Source organism: Dactylosporangium sp. NPDC049525, from assembly GCF_040676755.1.
In the GTDB taxonomy this organism is placed as follows: domain Bacteria; phylum Actinomycetota; class Actinomycetes; order Mycobacteriales; family Micromonosporaceae; genus Dactylosporangium.
Genome location: NZ_JBFAPO010000012.1, coordinates 86367 through 102772, shown reverse-complemented (window position 1 = coordinate 102772; position 16406 = coordinate 86367). Strand labels below are relative to the sequence as shown.

The window sequence follows — 16406 nt, the reverse complement described above, 5'->3', positions numbered from 1 at the left end:
CGGAGTCAGACCGCGGAGTCACACCGCGCGGGCCACCGCGGCCAGGTCGATGGTCTCGCCGCGCTGCAACGTCCGCACCGGAAGGTGCTCCGCACGCGCCAGGTCCACAAACCGGGCCAGCGGCTCCTTCATCACCGGGTAGTCGTCGTAGTGGACCGGCAGGATGCCGCGCGGCCGTATCAGCTTCGACAGCGCCACACCCTGCCGACCGTTCATGGTGAGCAGCAGACCGAGGATGCGGGTGGCACCGAGGTGGATCAGGGCCACGTCGACGTCGGGAAACCGTTGCGGGATCTCGTGCAGCTTCCGCGGGTGGTACGTGGTGTCCCCGCTCTGGTACAGGCGCAGCAGCCGTTCACCGTCGCGCTCCCAGTCGATGATCGTGCCCATCGTCTCGGGCAGCGCCCGGTGGACGCCGGCCGGGCCGTGCTGCGCGGGGACGGCGGTGACCCGCACGATGTCCCTGCCCCGCTGCCACACCACGTTGTGCCAGGTCTGCAGGCCGACAGCCTCAGTGAACTGCCATCTGCGCAGCCTGCGTCGGGCCTGCGAGGTGGTGGCGATGGGCAGCGTCTTGGGCAGTCCGCGGCGGGCGACCCGGTCGAAGTGGTCGCCGTGCAGGTGCGACAGTACGACCCCGTCGAGTGGCGGCAGCTGCCCGATCTCCAGCGCCGGATCCAGGCGCCGCCTGGACCACATGCCGTAGCCCAGATAGGCGCGCTCGCCCGCGTGCAGGAAGTTGGGATCGGTCAGCAGCGTGAACGCGCCGAGCCGCAGCAACACCGTGGCGTTGCCGATGAAGGTTGCGGTGGCGTCTGCCCCGGAGCGCGGGTCGGGGCCGTTGTCGGTAGGCATATCCGCGGCGCTACCCAGCCGCGGCGCTCCGACACGTGCCGTGGCGCGCCGCCCGCGGGTGGCGGACGGATCCGGCGTTTGTCGATGCCGGTGCCGGGTACCCGCCGAGACGTGCGGCTGCGGCGAACTGACCTCAGCAGACCCGGATACCGCCGGCGCCGGTCCGGGTCCGGTTTCACGTACTTGCACCCGGACGGCTCAGTACTCAAGGACGCCGACGAGAAGGCGCGGATCGCGGCGCTCGTGATCCCGCCCGCCTGGACCGACGTGTGGGTCAGCACCGACGCCCGGGGACACATCCAGGCGACCGGCGTGGACGCCGCCGGGCGCAAGCAGTACCTCTACCACCCGCGGTGGCGCGAGCAGCAGGACAGGGCCAAGTTCGACCACGCGCTCGAGGTCGCCGAACGGCTTCCGGGACTGCGCGACCGGTTGCGGGAGGACCTGACCGGCGGCCGGGGCCTGCGCCGCGAACGTGTCCTCGCCGCCGTCATCTGCCTGCTCGACATGGGCATGTTCCGCGTCGGCAGCGCCCGCTACGCCGACCGTGACGAGGACCCGTCCTACGGGCTGTCCACGATCCGGCCCGAGCACGTGCGCAGCGACGGCGGCTGCGCGGTGCTGGAGTTCGCCGGCAAGTCCGGCGTCGAGCACGCCGGCAGGGTCGGCGACGGGGAGGTCTGCGCCGTCCTGCAAGCGCTCAAACGCCGCCGGGGCGGCGAGGACCGGCTCTTCGCCTACTGGGACCCGGCCGCGCGGCAGTGGCACGTGATCGACGCCGCCGAGATCAACGAATACCTGCGCGAACTGACCGGCGAACAGATGACCGCCAAGGACTTCCGCACCTGGCACGGCACCGTCAAGGCCGCCGAGACCCTGGCCGAGGCCGGCCCGCAGCCGACGGCCGCGAAACGCAAACGAGCCGTGTCCAGGGCCATGCGCGAGGTCGCCGACCTGCTCGGCAACACCCCGGCCGTGGCGCGCGCCTCCTACGTCGATCCGCGCGTCGTGGCCGCCTACGAGGACGGCGACACCGTCGACGTCCTCGTAGGCGGCCAGGATGCGCCCCACCACACCGAGCAGCAGGTCATGAACCTGCTCGCCGACCGCTGACACGCTGGCCGGCGCCGGTCCGCGCCCCACGAGAAGACTGCCGACCTGCGGGCCCGCGACGGTGCGGGACCCGCATCCCCCCTGCCACGGGTCCCGCCGTCGGCGCGCCACCTTGCCGGCGGCGCGGCCGTTCGGGACGTATACACCTCCGTTCCGGCAGCCGGCCCCCCAATCGTGGCTGCCTCCGGATGGCACCGTCCCACGCCACGTGTCTCTACCCGCCGGGCTGCCGGATGCAACAAACGAGGACGGTGCCCGAATTCGCGCTGGCCGCAAAGACTCACAGAATCGGTTTACCGCCGGTAACCGGGACCAGTGCACCGGAGATGTAGCTGGCCTCGTCGGAGGCGAGCAGGACATACACCGGCGCCACCTCCTTCGGCTCGCCGGGGCGGCCCAGTGGGGTGTTCTTGCCGAACTCGGCGACCTGCTCCGGCGGCATCGTCGACGGGATCAGCGGCGTCCAGATCGGCCCCGGAGCGACAGCGTTGACGCGGATACCCTGCTCGCCGAGCATCTGAGCGAGGCTCGCCGTGAAGTTGGCGATCGCACCCTTCGTCGTCGCGTACGGCAGCAGCGTCGGCCGGGGCGCGTCGGCATTGATCGAGCTCGTATTGATGATCGACGACCCGGTGTCCAGGTGCGGCAGCGCGGCGCGTACGAGCCGGAACATCGCGGTGATGTTGACGTCGAAGGTGTGCTGCCACTCCTCGTCGGTGACCTCTTCGAGGGTCTCGTGAGTCATCTGGTATGCGGCGTTGTTGACCAGCACATCGATGCCGCCGAATGCTTCGACGGCCCGGTCCACGATCTCCCGGCAGTGGCCCGGGTCGGCGAGATCACCCGCGACGAGAACGGCACGGCGACCGGCGGCCTCGACGAGCGCAGCGGTCTCACGAGCGTCGTCGTCCTCGTTCAGGTAAGCGATGAGCACGTCGGCGCCCTCGCGGGCGAACGCGATCGCCACGGCCCGGCCGATGCCACTGTCGCCACCGGTGATCACGGCCCGCTTGCCGGCGAGCCGGCCCGAGCCGCGGTAGGAGTCCTCCCCGTGGTCGGGCCGGCGGCGCATCGCCTCCAGACTGCCGGGCGGTCGTTGCGTCGGTTCGTCAGCTTGCGTGTCAGGCATGAGCGCTCCTCACTCATCCGTGCCGGTGCTCCGGCGTCCCCACACCGGGTCATCTCCCCGCCTTCCCGCCGCGTGCCGCGGCAAACACCGTCGCGAGCAGGCGGAGTTCCCTGCCCCGGCAACCACACCGAGCAGCAGGTCACGACCCTGCACGGCCGGACGTCCGCCGCAGCCGCGCGAAGCGGCCATCAGCAGGGGCACGGTGTCGTCCATGCGGATGCGGGTGGATGGCGGCATGCGGGCCCTCCCGCCGGCCCGGCAGTGAACCAGCACCGCCGTCCGGTCAGGGGTCACCGGCTGGTGCCGCGCCGTCCACGGGCTCCATGGCCTCGACCGCGTCCCCCGACCACTCCAGCAACAGCAGCGTCGCGTCGTCCCGCGGGGGCCCGTCGAAACGCGTCAGCGCGGCATGGCACAGCCGGCGCAGCGTCTCCGGTGCCGGTAGCCGACCGACGTTGCGTTCGACGAGATCGATGAGGCCGTCGACGGTGACGGGGCCGCCGCCGCGCTCCCGTGCCTCGGTGACCCCGTCGGTGTACAGCAGCAGCCGGTCGCCGCGTTCCAGCATCTCCTCGGCGACCTCGACCTGCGGGTCGTCGAGGCCCAGCGGCATCCGCCGTCCGCCGGCAAGGCTGCGCACCACCTTCCCGTGCCGGATGAGCAGCGGCTGCGGGTGGCCGGCGTTGACGTACCGCAGCCGGCCGGTGTCGAGGTTCAGCTCACCGAGCACGGCGGTGGTGAACCGCAGCTCCGGCAGGTGCGCCTCCAGGGCCCGGTCCGCGGCGCGGGCCATCGCGTACAGGCCGTCGCCGGCGCGCCGCGCGGCCCGGATCGCGGACATCACGACCGCGGTGCCGAGGCCGGCCCGCAGCTCGTGGCCGGCGGTGTCGAAGATCGAGAAGTAGAGCGACGAGCCGTCGGCCGCATAGTCGAAGCCGTCACCGCCCACCTCGTAGCAGGGTTCGAGGATCGCGGAGATGACCGCCCGCTCGCAGACGAACGTCAACGGCGGCAGCAGGCGCCACACCAGTTCCGACGCCTCGGACATCCGCCGGGTCCGGCGGACCTTCAGCAGCGCGTCACCATAGGGCACCTTGGTCGCCACCAGGTGCCCGACGAGCTGCCCCAGCAGGTCACATCCCGACTGGAAATCCGGGTCGTCCACGGCGGCGGCGCCGCCCTGGACGACGAACTCCAGCACACCGAGGCGCTCGGTGCCGTCCAGCAGCGGCATCCACAGCCGTTGCCGGCCGTCGGCCGTGGACAGCTGCGGTTGCACGGTCATGAACACCCGGCCCGCGACCGTCGACTCGACCGCCAGCGGCTGCGGGGGTTCGACCGGCGGCCGCGGCACCGGGCAGAGCACCCGTTGCTGCTGATCGACCAGGTACATCCAGACGTCCACGTGCAGCGGTGCGGCGGCAGCCGCGACCGCGGTGGCGAGCTGGTCCGGTTGCGCGAGACGGGCCCGTCCCAGCAGGTCGGCCACCACCGCCCGCCAGCGCGGGCCATCGCCCGCTGCCGTCACGTGCCTGATCCGGGCTCGGCCATGCTGCGGTGCATCTCCGCCTTCACCGTGTCCGGCATCGCCTTCGCGGCCATCGCCTGGACCTTGTTCTTGAACGAGCCGGCCACGACGTGGTCGTCGCCCTTCATGAGCGCCTCGAAGCCCTGCTCGGCGACCTTCGCCGGGTCGTCTTTCGGCGCCGCGCCGACCTTGGTGTCGGTCATGTCGGCGCGTTCGAAGAAGTTCGTGTCGGTCGGACCGGGCATCAGCGAGGTGACGGTGACGCCGGTGTCCTTCAGCTCGTTGCGGACCGCTTCAGAGAACGACTGCACGAACGACTTCGACGCGTTGTACACCGCCTGATACGGACCCGGCATGGTCGAGGCGATCGAGGAGGTGAACAGCACCTTGCCCGCGCCGCGGCGGACCATGTCCGGCAGCACCCGCTTGGCCAGGTGCACTGTCGAGGTGACGTTCACGTCGATGATGTTGAGCTCGTCGCGCAGGTCCGTGTCACGGGTGAAGTCGCCGCCGGCACCGCGGCCGGCGTTGATGGCGATCGCCTCGACCGGGCGCCCGGTCCGTTCGATGTCCTGGTACAGCCGCTCGACACCGTCGTAGGTCGCGAGGTCGACCCGGCACGTCTGGACCTGCCGGCCGCCGTCACGACGCAATTGGGCGCCGGCCTGTTCGATGCCGGTGTTCTCGGCCGCGATCAGCAGGTCGAACCCGTGCTCGGCGAACTGTCTGGCCAGCTCGTAGCCGATACCGCTGCTGGCGCCGGTGACAACGGCGAGGGGACGTTCGGCGGTCGGTGCGCTCATGGTGGTTGGCTCCTTTCGCGGGTACCCGGTCGCTACAGGCGGACGGCCGTCACGAACGTCGAGATCGTGCTGAACGCCTACCCGCGCGTCTCACCCGGAAACACACCCGCCGCGGCCGGACGCGCCGCGGCGGGACGATCCGGTTACGCTCGCGATCGTGGAGTTCTCACTGATCCGGGACGGGTCGTCGCCGCAGGACCGCCTCGAGGTGGCAGTCGTCGAGGACGGCGATCCGGTCGTCATCCGCGTGGTCGGCAAGATGCTCTACGACACCCTGCAGCCGCTAGCCGACATCCTGGACCTGCTCTGCTGCGGTCCGTGTCCGCGGCTGATCCTCGACCTGTCCGAGGTGCCGACGTGCGACTCGAGCGGGCTGAACCTGCTGGCGGGGACGCTGACGAACCTCACCTCCGCCGGTGGCTGGCTCCGCCTGGCGGTGGCCCGGCCGATGGTTGCCGGTGTCCTGCAGATCACCAACCTGATCCGGGTGCTACCCCCGTACGTCACGGTCGACGAAACACGCCTTAAGAGCCGGCGGGGCCGCCGGCCGGTGGCGTGTCGCCGGTACGGAACGCCGGCGGCTGCGGTGCGGGCCGGCGCATACCGGTCGATCCGCTTCGCGCCGAGCGCCGTCATCCGCGTGGACGTGCGCACCGGCGCGGCCGAACGGGTGCCGCTGCCGCAGGGGCGTGGCTCCTGCGTACCGGTCAGGCCGCTGCTGGCCGTGGGGACACCACTCGGATAGGCCGGCTGTGGGCGGCGGCCCGGGCGGCGCCGTGAACGGCGTGTTGCCCCTGGTGTACCTGGGACGTCCGACGGTTCGGGAGGTGCCCTCAGCGGGCACGGATCGCTGCGGTCGGCGGTCAACCGCACCAAGGGGTGCCTACCATCGGAAGGGTGACCGCTTCGCCTGGTTGGGCTGGGTTTGGTGTTGGACCGCGGGTCGCCGGGCCGCTCGCGGGGACGGATTTCCGCGCGCTGTTCGAGGCTTCGCCCGGCCTGTTTCTGGTGCTGGACCGGGAGTTGCGGATTGTCGCGGCGACCGACGCGTACCTGTCCGCGACGATGACGCGCCGGTCGGAGATCCTTGGCCGGGGCATCTTCGAGGTGTTCCCCGACAACCCGGATGACCCGGGCGCGTCCGGGGTGTCCAACCTCCGTGCGTCGCTGGACCGGGTGCGCAGCGGCCGGGTGCCGGACACGATGGCGGTGCAGAAGTACGACGTGCAACGCCCGGCCTCGGCCGGTGGCGGGTTCGAGGTGCGGTACTGGAGTCCGCGCAACGTGCCGGTGCTGGGGTCGGACGGGCAGCTGGCCTTCATCGTTCACCGGGTGGAGGACGTCACCGAATTCGTGCGGTTGCAGCAGGAAGGTGATGCGGCTCGGCAGCTCAGCAGCGATCTTGCGCAGCGCACGCAGCAGATGCAGGCGGAGATCCTGCGCCGCTCGGAGGAACTCGCCGTGGCCGTGCGAGCGCTACGCGCGGCGGACAAGGCGAAGAACGAGTTCCTGTCGCGGGCCAGCCATGAGCTGCGTACCCCGTTGAACGCCATCCTCGGCTTCGGTGACCTGCTGCGCCTGTCTGACCTGGACGGCGAGTACCAGGAATGGGTGGGCATCATCGTCAAGGCGGGCAAGCATCTGCTCGCGTTGCTCAACGACGTGCTGGACATCTCCCGGATCGAGGGCGGGCACCTGTCGCTGTCGGTGGAAGCGGTGCGGCTAGGTCCGCTGCTGGCCGATGCCTTGGACCTGATCGGCCCGCTGGCCGACGCCAACGCGGTGGATCTCACCCCGATCCCGCCGCTGCCCGAGGATCTGTGCGTGGCCGCCGACCACCAACGGCTCAGGCAGGTGCTGCTCAATCTGCTGTCCAACGCGGTGAAGTACAACCATCCGACCGGCAGCGTCACCGTCACCGTGGCGCACCAACCGCATGGCCGCGTTCGCATCGCCGTCACCGACACCGGTCGCGGAATGAGCAAGGACGCCCTGGCGAAGCTGTTCACCCCGTTCGAGCGGCTCGACGCCGCGCAGGCGGGCATCGAAGGCACCGGGCTGGGGCTGGCGCTGTCCCGCCACCTGGTGCAGTCGATGAGCGGCACCCTGGACGTCTCCAGCATGCACGGGCGCGGCAGCACCTTCACGATCGAGCTGCCGGAGGCGGCCGCGCCGGCCGTCGTCGCGCCGCCGGTGGACCGCGAGGTGCTGCGCGCGCCCGCCTACGACGGGCCGAAACGGGTCCTCTACGTGGAGGACATGGTGGAGAACGTGCGGCTGGTCGAGCAGATCCTCACGCACCGGCCGGACATCACGCTCATCCCGGCGATGCTGGCCGGCGTCGCGTTGGACCTGGCGCGCGAGCACCGGCCCGATCTGGTGCTGCTCGATCTGCATCTGCCCGACCTGCCCGGTGAGGAGGTCATGCGGCGGCTGCGCGCCGAGCCCGCGACGAGCGATGTGCCGGTGGTGGTGCTCAGCGCTGACGCCACCCGGCCCCACGTCGAGCGACTGCTGGCCGAAGGGGCCACTGCCTACCTCACCAAACCCATCGTGGTACGGGAGTTGCTCGACGCGGTGGACGGCATCCTTGCCCCGCAACCGCACAGCCGCCGCCCACAGAGCGCCACCCGTCCAACCGCGAACTCAGAGACGACAACCGTGGCCGAACCCCGATAATCGCTGTGTGCGCCGCGGCCGGCATCGGCACAGGGCGAGCTTCAGCATCGGTAATGTCATCCCCCGGCCGGCGCCGACGTGCGGGGCCGGCGGCAGTAGTAGACGAACGCGGGCGGCACGTTCGCCCACACCGTCCGGCTGAGGACGACTTCTTCGAAGCGCGATACCAGTGAGCGTCGCAGCCGGCGGGCCGGCGGCGCCCATCGCGTGTACGTGTAGGCGAAGGTCGTGAACGCTCCCTGCGGGGCGAGTGCGTCCGTCACCGCGTCGAGGACGTCGTCCTGCAGGCCGGGCGTGAACGCCGCCCACGGCAGCCCGCTCACGATCGCGTCGGCTTGGCGGTGACCGCGCTGGGCCAGGACGTGACGGAGGTTGCGGGCGTCGGCGACCACGACGTCGACGTCCGGGTAGCGTGCGGCCAGCAGCGCGGCGAAGCGTTCGTTGACCTCGACGGCAAGGTGACGGCCGCGGCCGGCGAGCCGGCGCTGGATGGCGGCCGTGAACGCGCCCGTGCCGGGGCCGAGCTCCACGATCAGTGGTTCGCCGGTGCGGGGCACGGTCGCGGTGACCACGTCGGCCAGCGGCTCGCCGCTCGGTGTCACGGCGGCGACGGTGAACGGGTCGCGGAAGAACTCGCGCAGGAACGCGGTGCGGTGCGCCGCAGGGGCGGCGGCCGCCGGCCGGGTGGCGCCGAGGACGGTGGTCACGATGCGGTCCTTTCCGGGGTACGAGCGGCCGGGACCGCGCTGAGCACGCGGGTGAGCCAGTTATTGCGGGTGCGCCGCGCCGCGGCCGAGACGCGGGTGTGGGGGTAGAGGGCGTCGAAGCCGTGGAAGCCACCGGCCCAGACGTGCAGTTCGGCCTGGACGCCCGCGGCCCACAGGCGGGTGGCGTAGTCGACGTCCTCGTCGCGGAAGACCTCGGCCGTGCCGGCGTCGATGTACGTCGTCGGCAGGCCGGAGAGGTCTGCGGCCACGGCCGGCGAGACGTAGCCGGGCACGTCGCCGCCGGTGAGGTCACCCAGGACGGACCGCCATCCGAATGCGTTCATCTCACGGGTCCAGACGCCGGGTTCGCCGGAGTACTGCCGGCTCGATGTGGTGTCGTTGCGGTGGTCGAGCATGGGGCAGATCAGCATCTGCGCGACGATCGCGGGGGTGCCGCGGTCCCGGGCCATCAGCGTGACGCCGGCGGCGAGGCCACCGCCGGCGCTGATGCCGGCGACGATGACGCGGGCGGGGTCGATGCCCAGGGCCGTGGCGTGCTCGACGGTCCACAGCAGGCCGTGGTAGCAGTCGTCGACCGGGGTCGTGCCCGTGGCCTCCGGTGCGCGCCGGTGGTCGACCGAGACGACGACGGCGCCGAACCGGTCGAGCCACTCCAGTGGGATGTCGATCTGCGAGTAGCGGTCGCCCATGACCATCCCGCCGCCGTGGATCCAGTAGACGCAGGGCGCCACGCCGCTGCGGGCGGTCTGGGCGGGGCTGAGGACGGACAGCGGGATCCGGGTGCCGTCGGAGGCGGCGGCCGTGACCTCGAACCGGTCGATCGGGCGTCCGTCGGGGAGGGTGTCGACCGGTGTCGAGGGCAGCTGGCGGATCTGGGCCAGCAGCTCCGGGTTGAGCTCCGAGGAGAGCGGCAGTTCGGCGAGCAGCGTGCGCAGCTCAGGGTCGAGGTCGGGTCGCGTCGGTGTCATGATCGGCTCCTTCTTCTTGGTGGGTACCGCGAAAGCTCAGAACGCCGGCTTGCCGCCGACGGGCACGGCGTCGGTGTACTGCGACTCGCCCGCCACCAGCGCCTGGACCTCGGCGACGAACGCCTGCGCCGTCTCGCTGGCGAAGAACTGCGCGTGCGCCTCGCGGCTGGTCCAGCCCTCGGCGACGGACACGACGTCCGGGTCGGCGGCCGAGCGGCTGACGAGGAAGACGACGCAGTCCTCGTGCGGCAGCGACGGCGCGGCGAGCAGCAGGGCGACCAGCGCGTCGCCCTTGCCGGGCCGTGCGGTCATGGTGGCGTGGAAACCGTGGGTGATGCTCATGGCGGTGGTGCTCCTTCATCGGTCGGGTTCGTCGGGTTCCACTGTTCGGCGCCGCCGGCTCGGCGCGCTGCTGTCATCCGTCTTCGATCCGGCAGGTTGCGGCGGCCGGTGACGTTAGGTCGTTCGACAGATGTGCCGCGGCGGCCCGGGGTCCGACGATCGTGGGCATGGAGAGACCAGCCGCCCTGCGCACGCGGGAGGTCCGCGACCGCGCCCTGTTCGACCTCGACGACGGGCCGGTCACACCGTCCAACCGCGCCGAGCTGACGGCGGTGGCGCGGCTGCTCAACGTGTTGCTGGCGAGCATGGTCGTGTCGTCGTTGCAGTACGAGCAGCACGCGCTGCTCGTCCGTGCGCCGTCGGACCGGCCGGTCGTGGAGTTCCTGCTCGCCTGCGCCGACCGCGACCGTGGCAGTGCCCGGCTGCTCGCGGCACGGATCCGGCAGCTGGGGCTCGACGCCGACCATGACCCGCAGCACCTGACGGCCCGCTCACGCGTCACCTTCCGCACGTTCGCCGACGGGGACCTCACGGGCATCGCGACCCAGGATCTCGTCGGGGCGCGGATCCTGGTCCAGACGCTGCAGGAGGCGGTGCGCTGGGTCGGCGACGACGACCCAACGACCCGGCGGCTGCTGGAACGGCTGCTGGAGGACAAGGAGGCGGAGGCGGACCAGTTCGGCGCCCAGGCCCTGGCTGCGACCGCCGGCGCCGCGGCGGCTACCGCGGGCGAGGGCTCGACATCGCGTCCCTGAGCCCGGCGCGCGACGTGACGCCAAGCTTGGGGAAGATCCGGTACAGGTGGGCGCCGACCGTGCGATGCGACAGGTACAGGCGCTCGGCGATCTGCTTGTTGGTCAGGCCGCTCGCCGCCAGTTCCGCGATCTGGAGTTCCTGGGCGGTCAGGACGGCCGGGCCGTCCGGCGGCACCTCGGGCAGCCGGAACTTCGTGGCGCGCAGCTCGCCGTGGGTGCGTTCCAGCCACGGCCCGGCGGCCATGGCGGCGAATCCTTCGCGTGCCTTGAGCAGGTGCCCGCGGGCTTGTGACACGGGCCCGGTGCGGCGCAGCCGCTCGCCGAGTGCGAGCCGGATCCGGGACGCCTCGAAGAGCCACCGCTCGGCCGTCGGGTCCGTCAGCAGTGACTCCAGCCGCGCCGTGGCCGGCGCGTGGCCGGTGACGAGGACCTCGGCACCGGCCTGGATGAGCGCCATCCTGCTCGACAGCCCGGCGACGTCGGCGGCCCGCATCGCCTCGAGGTGTGCTCTGGCCTCGACCGTGCGCCCGGTGCGTACCGCCGCTTCGATCAGATCGAACATGACCCAGGTGCAGTGCGGCACGTGCGAGGCCAGCACGCCGGCCGGGCTCATGGCGGCGGCGTGCAGGAACGCGGCGTCGTAGTCGCCCTGGCCGGAGGCGGCGAGCGCGCGCGGGTGGTGGGCGAAGATCGCCGCCGCGGCGACACCTCGGGGCAGCGCCCAGTGGGTGATCTCGTCGGCGAGTGCGTATGCCTCGTCGAAGCGCCCCCGGCCCGCGGCGATGACGGCCCGGTTGTAGAGGAAGTACCACGCGAAGAACGGGAAGCCGCCGGTGGTGCAGATCCGCTGCCCTTCCAGGGCGAGTGCCTCGCCCTCGTCCCATCGCCCGGTGAGGTAGTCGTCCAGGCACAGGTGCATCAGGGCGCCGAGGTGCCGGCGGGGTGGTCCGCCTTCCCGGCCTTGTTCGACCAGCCGCCACGAGGACTCGCGGCAGTCGCCCAGCCGGTCCAGGTAGACCGACGCCGTGCCGACCCGCACGATGCGGGAGGCGTCGGCCTCGTCGGTGAGCGCGCTGAGGATGGCATCGATCTGCTGCAGTGCCGCCGCCCCGGTGCGCACCGGGTCGGGAAAGGTCCGGCTGGCCAGCGCGAGGACGTCGGGCGGCCGCGGTGCGAGCCGCCGCAGTGCCCGGTGGAACGGCTCCCAGTAGTCGGGGCTGCTGCCGTACCAGCACAGCAGCAGCAACGTGTGCATGGCCTCGATCAACGCGGGATCGTGGGCCTGGTATCCGTGCTCGCCGGTCTCGATGGCGCCGACCAGGAGCCGGTGCGCGGTGTTGACGTCGCCGTCGCCGTTGAGCATCAGGAACGCGGCCGCGTTGGCGGCGTGCAGCGAACCGGCGGAGTCCGGCGTGGCCCGGCGCGCGTCGGTGAGCAGCATCCTCGCGTCGTCGCCGGCGCCGCCGGCCTCGGCGCCGATGTACGCGGCCTCGGCGAGCCGGCGCCCTCGGGCGGCGCCGGTCTCGCTCAGCTCGGCGGCGCGGATCAGCGCCGCGATGGCGGCGAACGCGTCCCCGCGCAGCATGATGCGATGCGCCGAGTCCTCCAGGAGCTCCGCCACGGCCTCGTCCGGTCCTGTGGCGGCCGCCGCCAGGTGCCACGCGCGGCGCTCGTGGTCGCCGTCGAGCGCACCGGCGAGGGCGATGTGCGCGCTGCGGCGCTCCTCATGCGTGGAGGTCGCCACGATCGCCGAGCGGATCAGCGGATGCCGGAACGCGAACCGGGCGGTGGCGTCGTCGACGCGGACCAGCTGCGCCCGCTCTGCCGGGGCGAGGTCGGCGAGGCCGAGCCGGTCGCCGAGGGCGGCCCTGAGCACCCGGACGTCGCCGGTACCCTCGAACGTGGCGAGCAGCAGCAGCCGGCGGGTCGGCTCGGGCAGATCGGTGATCCGCGAGGCGAACATCGCTTGCAGCCGGTCGCTGAGCGGGACCAGGTCGGGGCGTAGCGCCGTACGCTGGACCGCGCCGAGCAACGTGGACGGCAGCTCCATCAACGCCAGCGGGTTGCCCTGGGCGAGGCCGAGCAGCCGCTGCCGGATCCTGACCGGCATGTCCGGGAAGTTGGTGTCGACCAATTCCCCGGCCGCCGCGTCGTCGAGTGGCGGCACGACGATGTCGGCCAGTCCGCGCGGATCGAGGAAGCTGGCCGTGCCTGTCCGGGCGGAGGCCAGCAGGCCGGTCCGGGATCCCTGCAGGCGGCGGGCAACGAATCCGAGGACCACGCCGCTCGCGCGATCGATCCACTGGACGTCGTCGATCAGCAGCACGACCGGCAGGTCGGCGGCCACCGCCCGCACCAGCAGCAGCGCGGCGTTGCAGACCAGCAACGCGTCCGGGGGCGGGCCGGCACCGAAGCCGAGCGCCACCGCGAGCGCCTCCCGCGGGCCGGGCGGCAGACGCTCGAGGTCGGCCAGGACCGGCAGCAGGAGCTGATTGAGGCACGAGTAGCTGACGTCGGCCTCGAACTCCGACCCGGACGCCCGCAGCACCCGGATGCCGGCCGCGGCGGCGAGCTCGGCCGCGGCGGCCATGAGGGAGGACTTGCCGACGCCGGGCTCGCCCCACAGCAGCCGCGCGTCACCGTCTGCCCGCACGCCGTCGAGGAACCCGGCAAGCTGGTCAAGCTCGCCAACGCGCCCGAAGAGTTCGATCCTGGTCAAGTACCCATGAAATCAGCCCGGTGGACCGGATCCGTTGCCCAAAGGTCGCAACGTCTTGCCAGATCCTGCCGGGTTCACTGTGCAGCCGCGTCCTCCGCCGGTTAAATCGCACCATGGTCCCCGACGCCCCCGACGATCTCGACGCGCCGTGTGCTCTGCACGAGCTTCGGACGTTGCTTGCCCGGCACGCCCGGCCCGACCTGCGGACCGCCATCGAGGACGTCCTCATCTTCAGGGCGGACGAGCCGTACCCGCCGGCGCCGGCCACGTACGGCAGGGTGATGGCCGTCGTCGCCCAGGGCAGGAAACGGTTCGCGCTCGGCGACCGCGTCTACGACTACCACGCCGGGCAGTATCTCGTCGCCTCGGTCGACCTGCCCGTGACGAGTCACTTCACCGAGGCCAGCCCACAACGGCCAGGCCTCGGCGTCGGGCTGAACCTCGATCCCGCCGCGGTCGCCGACGTCCTGCTGCAGGCGGCGCCGGGTGACCTCCCGGACGTCAGGGTCGACGCACCCCCGGGGCTCGCCGTCAGCACCGCACCCGCCGCACTGCTCGACGCCGTCGTCCGGCTCGTGCGCCTGCTCGACGAGCCGCAGCACATCGCTGTGCTCGCGCCGCTGGTCAAACGCGAGATCATCTGGCGGCTCATCGCCGGCGAGCAGGGCGCGATGATCCGTCAGTTCGGTCGCCCGGACAGCAGCCTCAGCCACGTCGCCCGCGCGGTCCGCTGGATCCGCGACCACTACGCGCAGCGTTTCCGCGTCGAGGAGGTGGCGCAGCAGGCGGGCATGAGCGTCTCGGCGTTCCACCGCAACTTCCTGGCCGTCACCGCGATGAGCCCGATCCAGTTCCAGAAACAGATCCGGTTGCAGCACGCCCGGCTCCAACTCGCCGCGAACCCCAACGACATCGCCGGGATCAGCCGCCGGGTCGGCTACGACAGCCCGTCGCAGTTCAGCCGCGAATACCGCCGCCAGTTCGGCTGCCCGCCCAGTCAGGACGCCACCCGGCTGCGCTGGTCTGGATCAACGATCGGTGTGGGTAGTGGGTGCAGCGGTCGGGCGTAGGCGTGCTCATGATCGACCGAACGGACGATCCGGCGATGCGTGTTCAGCCAGCTGGTCGGACACGCATCGCCGGACGCTTTCAGATGGTGCTGACCAGGCCGCCGTCGATGATGACGTCCGTGCCGGTGATGTTGCCCGCGGTCTCGGCGGCGAGCAGCAGCACCACCTGCGCGACCTCGTCGGCGCGGGTGAAGCGGCCCGTCGCGGTGCCGGCAACGGCGGCTGCCCGCACGGCCGCTGGGTCGACGCCGCCGGCCCGGGCGAGCGTGTCGGCCACGCCGCCTGGGCCCAGCCAGAGCTCGGTCTCGACCGGTCCCGGGCTCACCGTGTTGACCCGGACGCCTGACGGGCCGAGCTCCTTCGACAGCGACTTGCAGAAGCTGCGCAGCGCCGCCTTGGCCGCGCTGTAGTCGATGACGCCGGGATCGGGCAGGGTCGCGTTCACCGAGCAGACGGTCACGATGGCCGACGGGGCGCCGGCCAGCAGGTGGGGCAACGCCGCCCGGGTGGCTCGGACGGCCGAGAACAGGTTGGCCTCGAGCGCCTGCTGCCAGTCCTCGTCGGTGACCGAAAGGAAGCCGCCGGTGCGCGGGTGGACGGCGCCGACGTTGTTGACGAGGAGGTCGACGCCGCCGAAGCGAGTCACGGCCGCGTCCACGAGCGCGGCGCAGCCGGCCGTGGTGGTCAGGTCGGCGAGGACAACGAGGGCATCGGCCTCCTCGACAGTGGCGGTGAGCTCGGCCGAGGCGTGCCGGGCGCCCGCCGCGACGCGGGCGCCCTCCTGCAACAGCGCGCGGGTCACGGCCAGGCCGATGCCCTTGCTGGCGCCGGTGACCACGGCCCGGCGGCCGGTCAGACCCAGGTTCACAGGGAATGTTCCTTCAGCCAGGTCAGGCACGTGTCGGCGACCTCGCGCCAGCCGGAGTCGATGGTCAGCGAGTGGGCCTTCTCCGGGAAGGTCAGGATGTCGGTGACGGCCTCGGAATGGCGGTACTGCTTCAGGGTCGAGCGGGTCACCGACTCCGGGACGGTGTGGTCCTTGCCGCTGGCGATGAGCAGGAGCGGCCCCCGGTTCTGGTTCTCGGTGGCGACCTTGGCCGGGGAGTGCGGGTTGAAGTTCGCGGTGGCCGCCTCGAAGAGGGGCTTACCCGGCGCCGGGATCGTCCAGCGCGCGTGCAACTCGTCGGACTCCTGCTCCGACACCGTGTTGGCGAACGCGAAGCGGAACTGTTCCGGGGTCAGCGACACGGCCCGGTGCACGTTGGCCGGGTTCTTGAAGACCGGCAGCGTCGCCCGCAGCGCTGACAGCGGTACCGGCAGCACGCCCTTGATCTGCGCGGCGTCGATGGCGATGGCGGCCCGGGCGCGGTCGTGGCCCAGCAGCTTCTGGGCGATCATGCCGCCGAATGAGTGCCCGATCAGGATCGGGGCCGACGGCAGCTGCTCGATGATGGCGGCGAAGTGCGCCACGACATCGTCGATACCGTGATCGCCGATCGCCTCGGGGTTCGCGCGGGACGCCTCGACGGTCTCGCCGTCGCCGGGCCAGCCGGGGGCCTGCGGGTCATAGCCGTTGGCGCGGAACAGGTCGGTCCACGGGTCCCAGGACGAGGCATGCAGCCAGAGGCCATGGATGAAAAGCACGGGCGTGGTCACGGTTGTTCTCCACTCGTTACGAGCACAGGCAGTCGTGACGACCGTAGGCGACACCGGCGCC

15 protein-coding genes are annotated in these 16406 nt (G+C 71.8%); 5 read left to right on the top strand and 10 right to left on the bottom strand.

Annotation, left to right across the window (positions count from 1 at the left end):
• Positions 1-18: 18 nt before the first annotated feature.
• Positions 19-855 (bottom strand): MBL fold metallo-hydrolase, encoded by an 837-nt coding sequence (locus AB0K00_RS19655; protein WP_363522605.1) that lies wholly within the window; start codon positions 853-855, stop codon positions 19-21.
• A 111-nt stretch (positions 856-966) separates the two neighbouring features.
• On the opposite strand from AB0K00_RS19655, the gene AB0K00_RS19650 reads away from it, so the two are divergent.
• Positions 967-1968, top strand: coding sequence for a DNA topoisomerase IB (locus AB0K00_RS19650; RefSeq protein ID WP_363522604.1), 1002 nt, complete (start codon positions 967-969; stop codon positions 1966-1968).
• 280 nt (positions 1969-2248) lie between these two features.
• Here the strand turns inward: AB0K00_RS19650 and AB0K00_RS19645 are convergent, their stop codons facing one another.
• From AB0K00_RS19645 to AB0K00_RS19635, 3 genes are all read right to left on the bottom strand, one after another.
• Positions 2249-3097, bottom strand: a complete 849-nt coding sequence (locus tag AB0K00_RS19645) for an SDR family oxidoreductase (protein ID WP_363522602.1) — start codon at positions 3095-3097, stop codon at positions 2249-2251.
• Positions 3098-3380: 283 nt separating this feature from the next.
• Entirely contained in the window at positions 3381-4625 is a 1245-nt protein-coding gene (locus tag AB0K00_RS19640; RefSeq protein ID WP_363522600.1) for a PP2C family protein-serine/threonine phosphatase, read from the bottom strand.
• Positions 4622-5428: an SDR family NAD(P)-dependent oxidoreductase gene (locus AB0K00_RS19635; RefSeq protein ID WP_363522598.1), complete on the bottom strand. Its 807-nt coding sequence runs from the start codon at positions 5426-5428 to the stop codon at positions 4622-4624. The genes AB0K00_RS19640 and AB0K00_RS19635 overlap by 4 nt, the downstream gene beginning before the upstream one ends.
• A 157-nt stretch (positions 5429-5585) precedes the next feature.
• Here AB0K00_RS19635 and AB0K00_RS19630 point away from each other — a divergent pair, with 157 nt between their 5' ends.
• Positions 5586-6173, top strand: a complete 588-nt coding sequence (locus tag AB0K00_RS19630) for an STAS domain-containing protein (RefSeq protein ID WP_363522597.1) — start codon at positions 5586-5588, stop codon at positions 6171-6173.
• A 152-nt stretch (positions 6174-6325) separates the two neighbouring features.
• The gene (locus tag AB0K00_RS19625) at positions 6326-8107 is read left to right on the top strand and encodes an ATP-binding protein (RefSeq protein ID WP_363522596.1); all 1782 of its coding nucleotides are present in this window, start codon (positions 6326-6328) and stop codon (positions 8105-8107) included.
• A gap of 56 nt (positions 8108-8163) precedes the next feature.
• Here AB0K00_RS19625 and AB0K00_RS19620 read toward each other — a convergent pair whose 3' ends face one another.
• Genes AB0K00_RS19620 through AB0K00_RS19610 form a run of 3 tightly spaced genes read right to left on the bottom strand, consistent with a single transcriptional unit; the run spans position 8164 to position 10145 of the window.
• Complete coding sequence (locus AB0K00_RS19620; RefSeq protein ID WP_363522594.1) at positions 8164-8814, bottom strand: methyltransferase domain-containing protein; 651 nt, start codon at positions 8812-8814, stop codon at positions 8164-8166.
• Positions 8811-9803 carry an alpha/beta hydrolase gene (locus AB0K00_RS19615; RefSeq protein WP_363522592.1) on the bottom strand — a complete coding sequence of 331 codons (993 nt, stop codon included), beginning with the start codon at positions 9801-9803 and terminating at the stop codon, positions 8811-8813. Before AB0K00_RS19615 ends, AB0K00_RS19620 begins: the two co-directional genes overlap by 4 nt.
• 36 nt (positions 9804-9839) lie before the next feature.
• Positions 9840-10145 carry an antibiotic biosynthesis monooxygenase gene (locus tag AB0K00_RS19610; protein WP_363522590.1) on the bottom strand — a complete coding sequence of 102 codons (306 nt, stop codon included), beginning with the start codon at positions 10143-10145 and terminating at the stop codon, positions 9840-9842.
• Between the two features lie 167 nt (positions 10146-10312).
• On the opposite strand from AB0K00_RS19610, the gene AB0K00_RS19605 reads away from it, so the two are divergent.
• Positions 10313-10900 (top strand): ferritin-like domain-containing protein, encoded by a 588-nt coding sequence (locus tag AB0K00_RS19605; RefSeq protein ID WP_363522588.1) that lies wholly within the window; start codon positions 10313-10315, stop codon positions 10898-10900.
• On the opposite strand, the gene AB0K00_RS19600 is transcribed toward AB0K00_RS19605, so the two are convergent.
• Positions 10866-13619, bottom strand: a complete 2754-nt coding sequence (locus tag AB0K00_RS19600; RefSeq protein ID WP_363522586.1) for an AAA family ATPase — start codon at positions 13617-13619, stop codon at positions 10866-10868. The two genes, AB0K00_RS19605 and AB0K00_RS19600, sit on opposite strands and share 35 nt — an antisense overlap.
• 113 nt (positions 13620-13732) lie before the next feature.
• On the opposite strand from AB0K00_RS19600, the gene AB0K00_RS19595 reads away from it, so the two are divergent.
• On the top strand, positions 13733-14689 hold the full coding sequence (locus AB0K00_RS19595) for an AraC family transcriptional regulator (RefSeq protein ID WP_363522585.1): 957 nt from the start codon (positions 13733-13735) through the stop codon (positions 14687-14689).
• Positions 14690-14768: 79 nt separating this feature from the next.
• Here the strand turns inward: AB0K00_RS19595 and AB0K00_RS19590 are convergent, their stop codons facing one another.
• Positions 14769-15557 (bottom strand): oxidoreductase, encoded by a 789-nt coding sequence (locus AB0K00_RS19590; RefSeq protein ID WP_363522583.1) that lies wholly within the window; start codon positions 15555-15557, stop codon positions 14769-14771.
• Positions 15554-16345, bottom strand: coding sequence for an alpha/beta hydrolase (locus tag AB0K00_RS19585; RefSeq protein ID WP_363522582.1), 792 nt, complete (start codon positions 16343-16345; stop codon positions 15554-15556). The genes AB0K00_RS19590 and AB0K00_RS19585 overlap by 4 nt, the downstream gene beginning before the upstream one ends.
• Positions 16346-16406 lie beyond the last annotated feature (61 nt).

What these genes read in the sequence shown, in the direction of transcription:
- AB0K00_RS19645 (WP_363522602.1), bottom strand. Translation starts at nt 3,097, where the DNA reads ATGCCTGACACGCAAGCTGACGAACCGACGCAACGACCGCCCGGCAGT.
- AB0K00_RS19655 (WP_363522605.1), bottom strand. Translation starts at nt 855, where the DNA reads ATGCCTACCGACAACGGCCCCGACCCGCGCTCCGGGGCAGACGCCACC.
- AB0K00_RS19610 (WP_363522590.1), bottom strand. Translation starts at nt 10,145, where the DNA reads ATGAGCATCACCCACGGTTTCCACGCCACCATGACCGCACGGCCCGGC.
- AB0K00_RS19595 (WP_363522585.1), top strand. Translation starts at nt 13,733, where the DNA reads ATGGTCCCCGACGCCCCCGACGATCTCGACGCGCCGTGTGCTCTGCAC.
- AB0K00_RS19615 (WP_363522592.1), bottom strand. Translation starts at nt 9,803, where the DNA reads ATGACACCGACGCGACCCGACCTCGACCCTGAGCTGCGCACGCTGCTC.
- AB0K00_RS19635 (WP_363522598.1), bottom strand. Translation starts at nt 5,428, where the DNA reads ATGAGCGCACCGACCGCCGAACGTCCCCTCGCCGTTGTCACCGGCGCC.
- AB0K00_RS19605 (WP_363522588.1), top strand. Translation starts at nt 10,313, where the DNA reads ATGGAGAGACCAGCCGCCCTGCGCACGCGGGAGGTCCGCGACCGCGCC.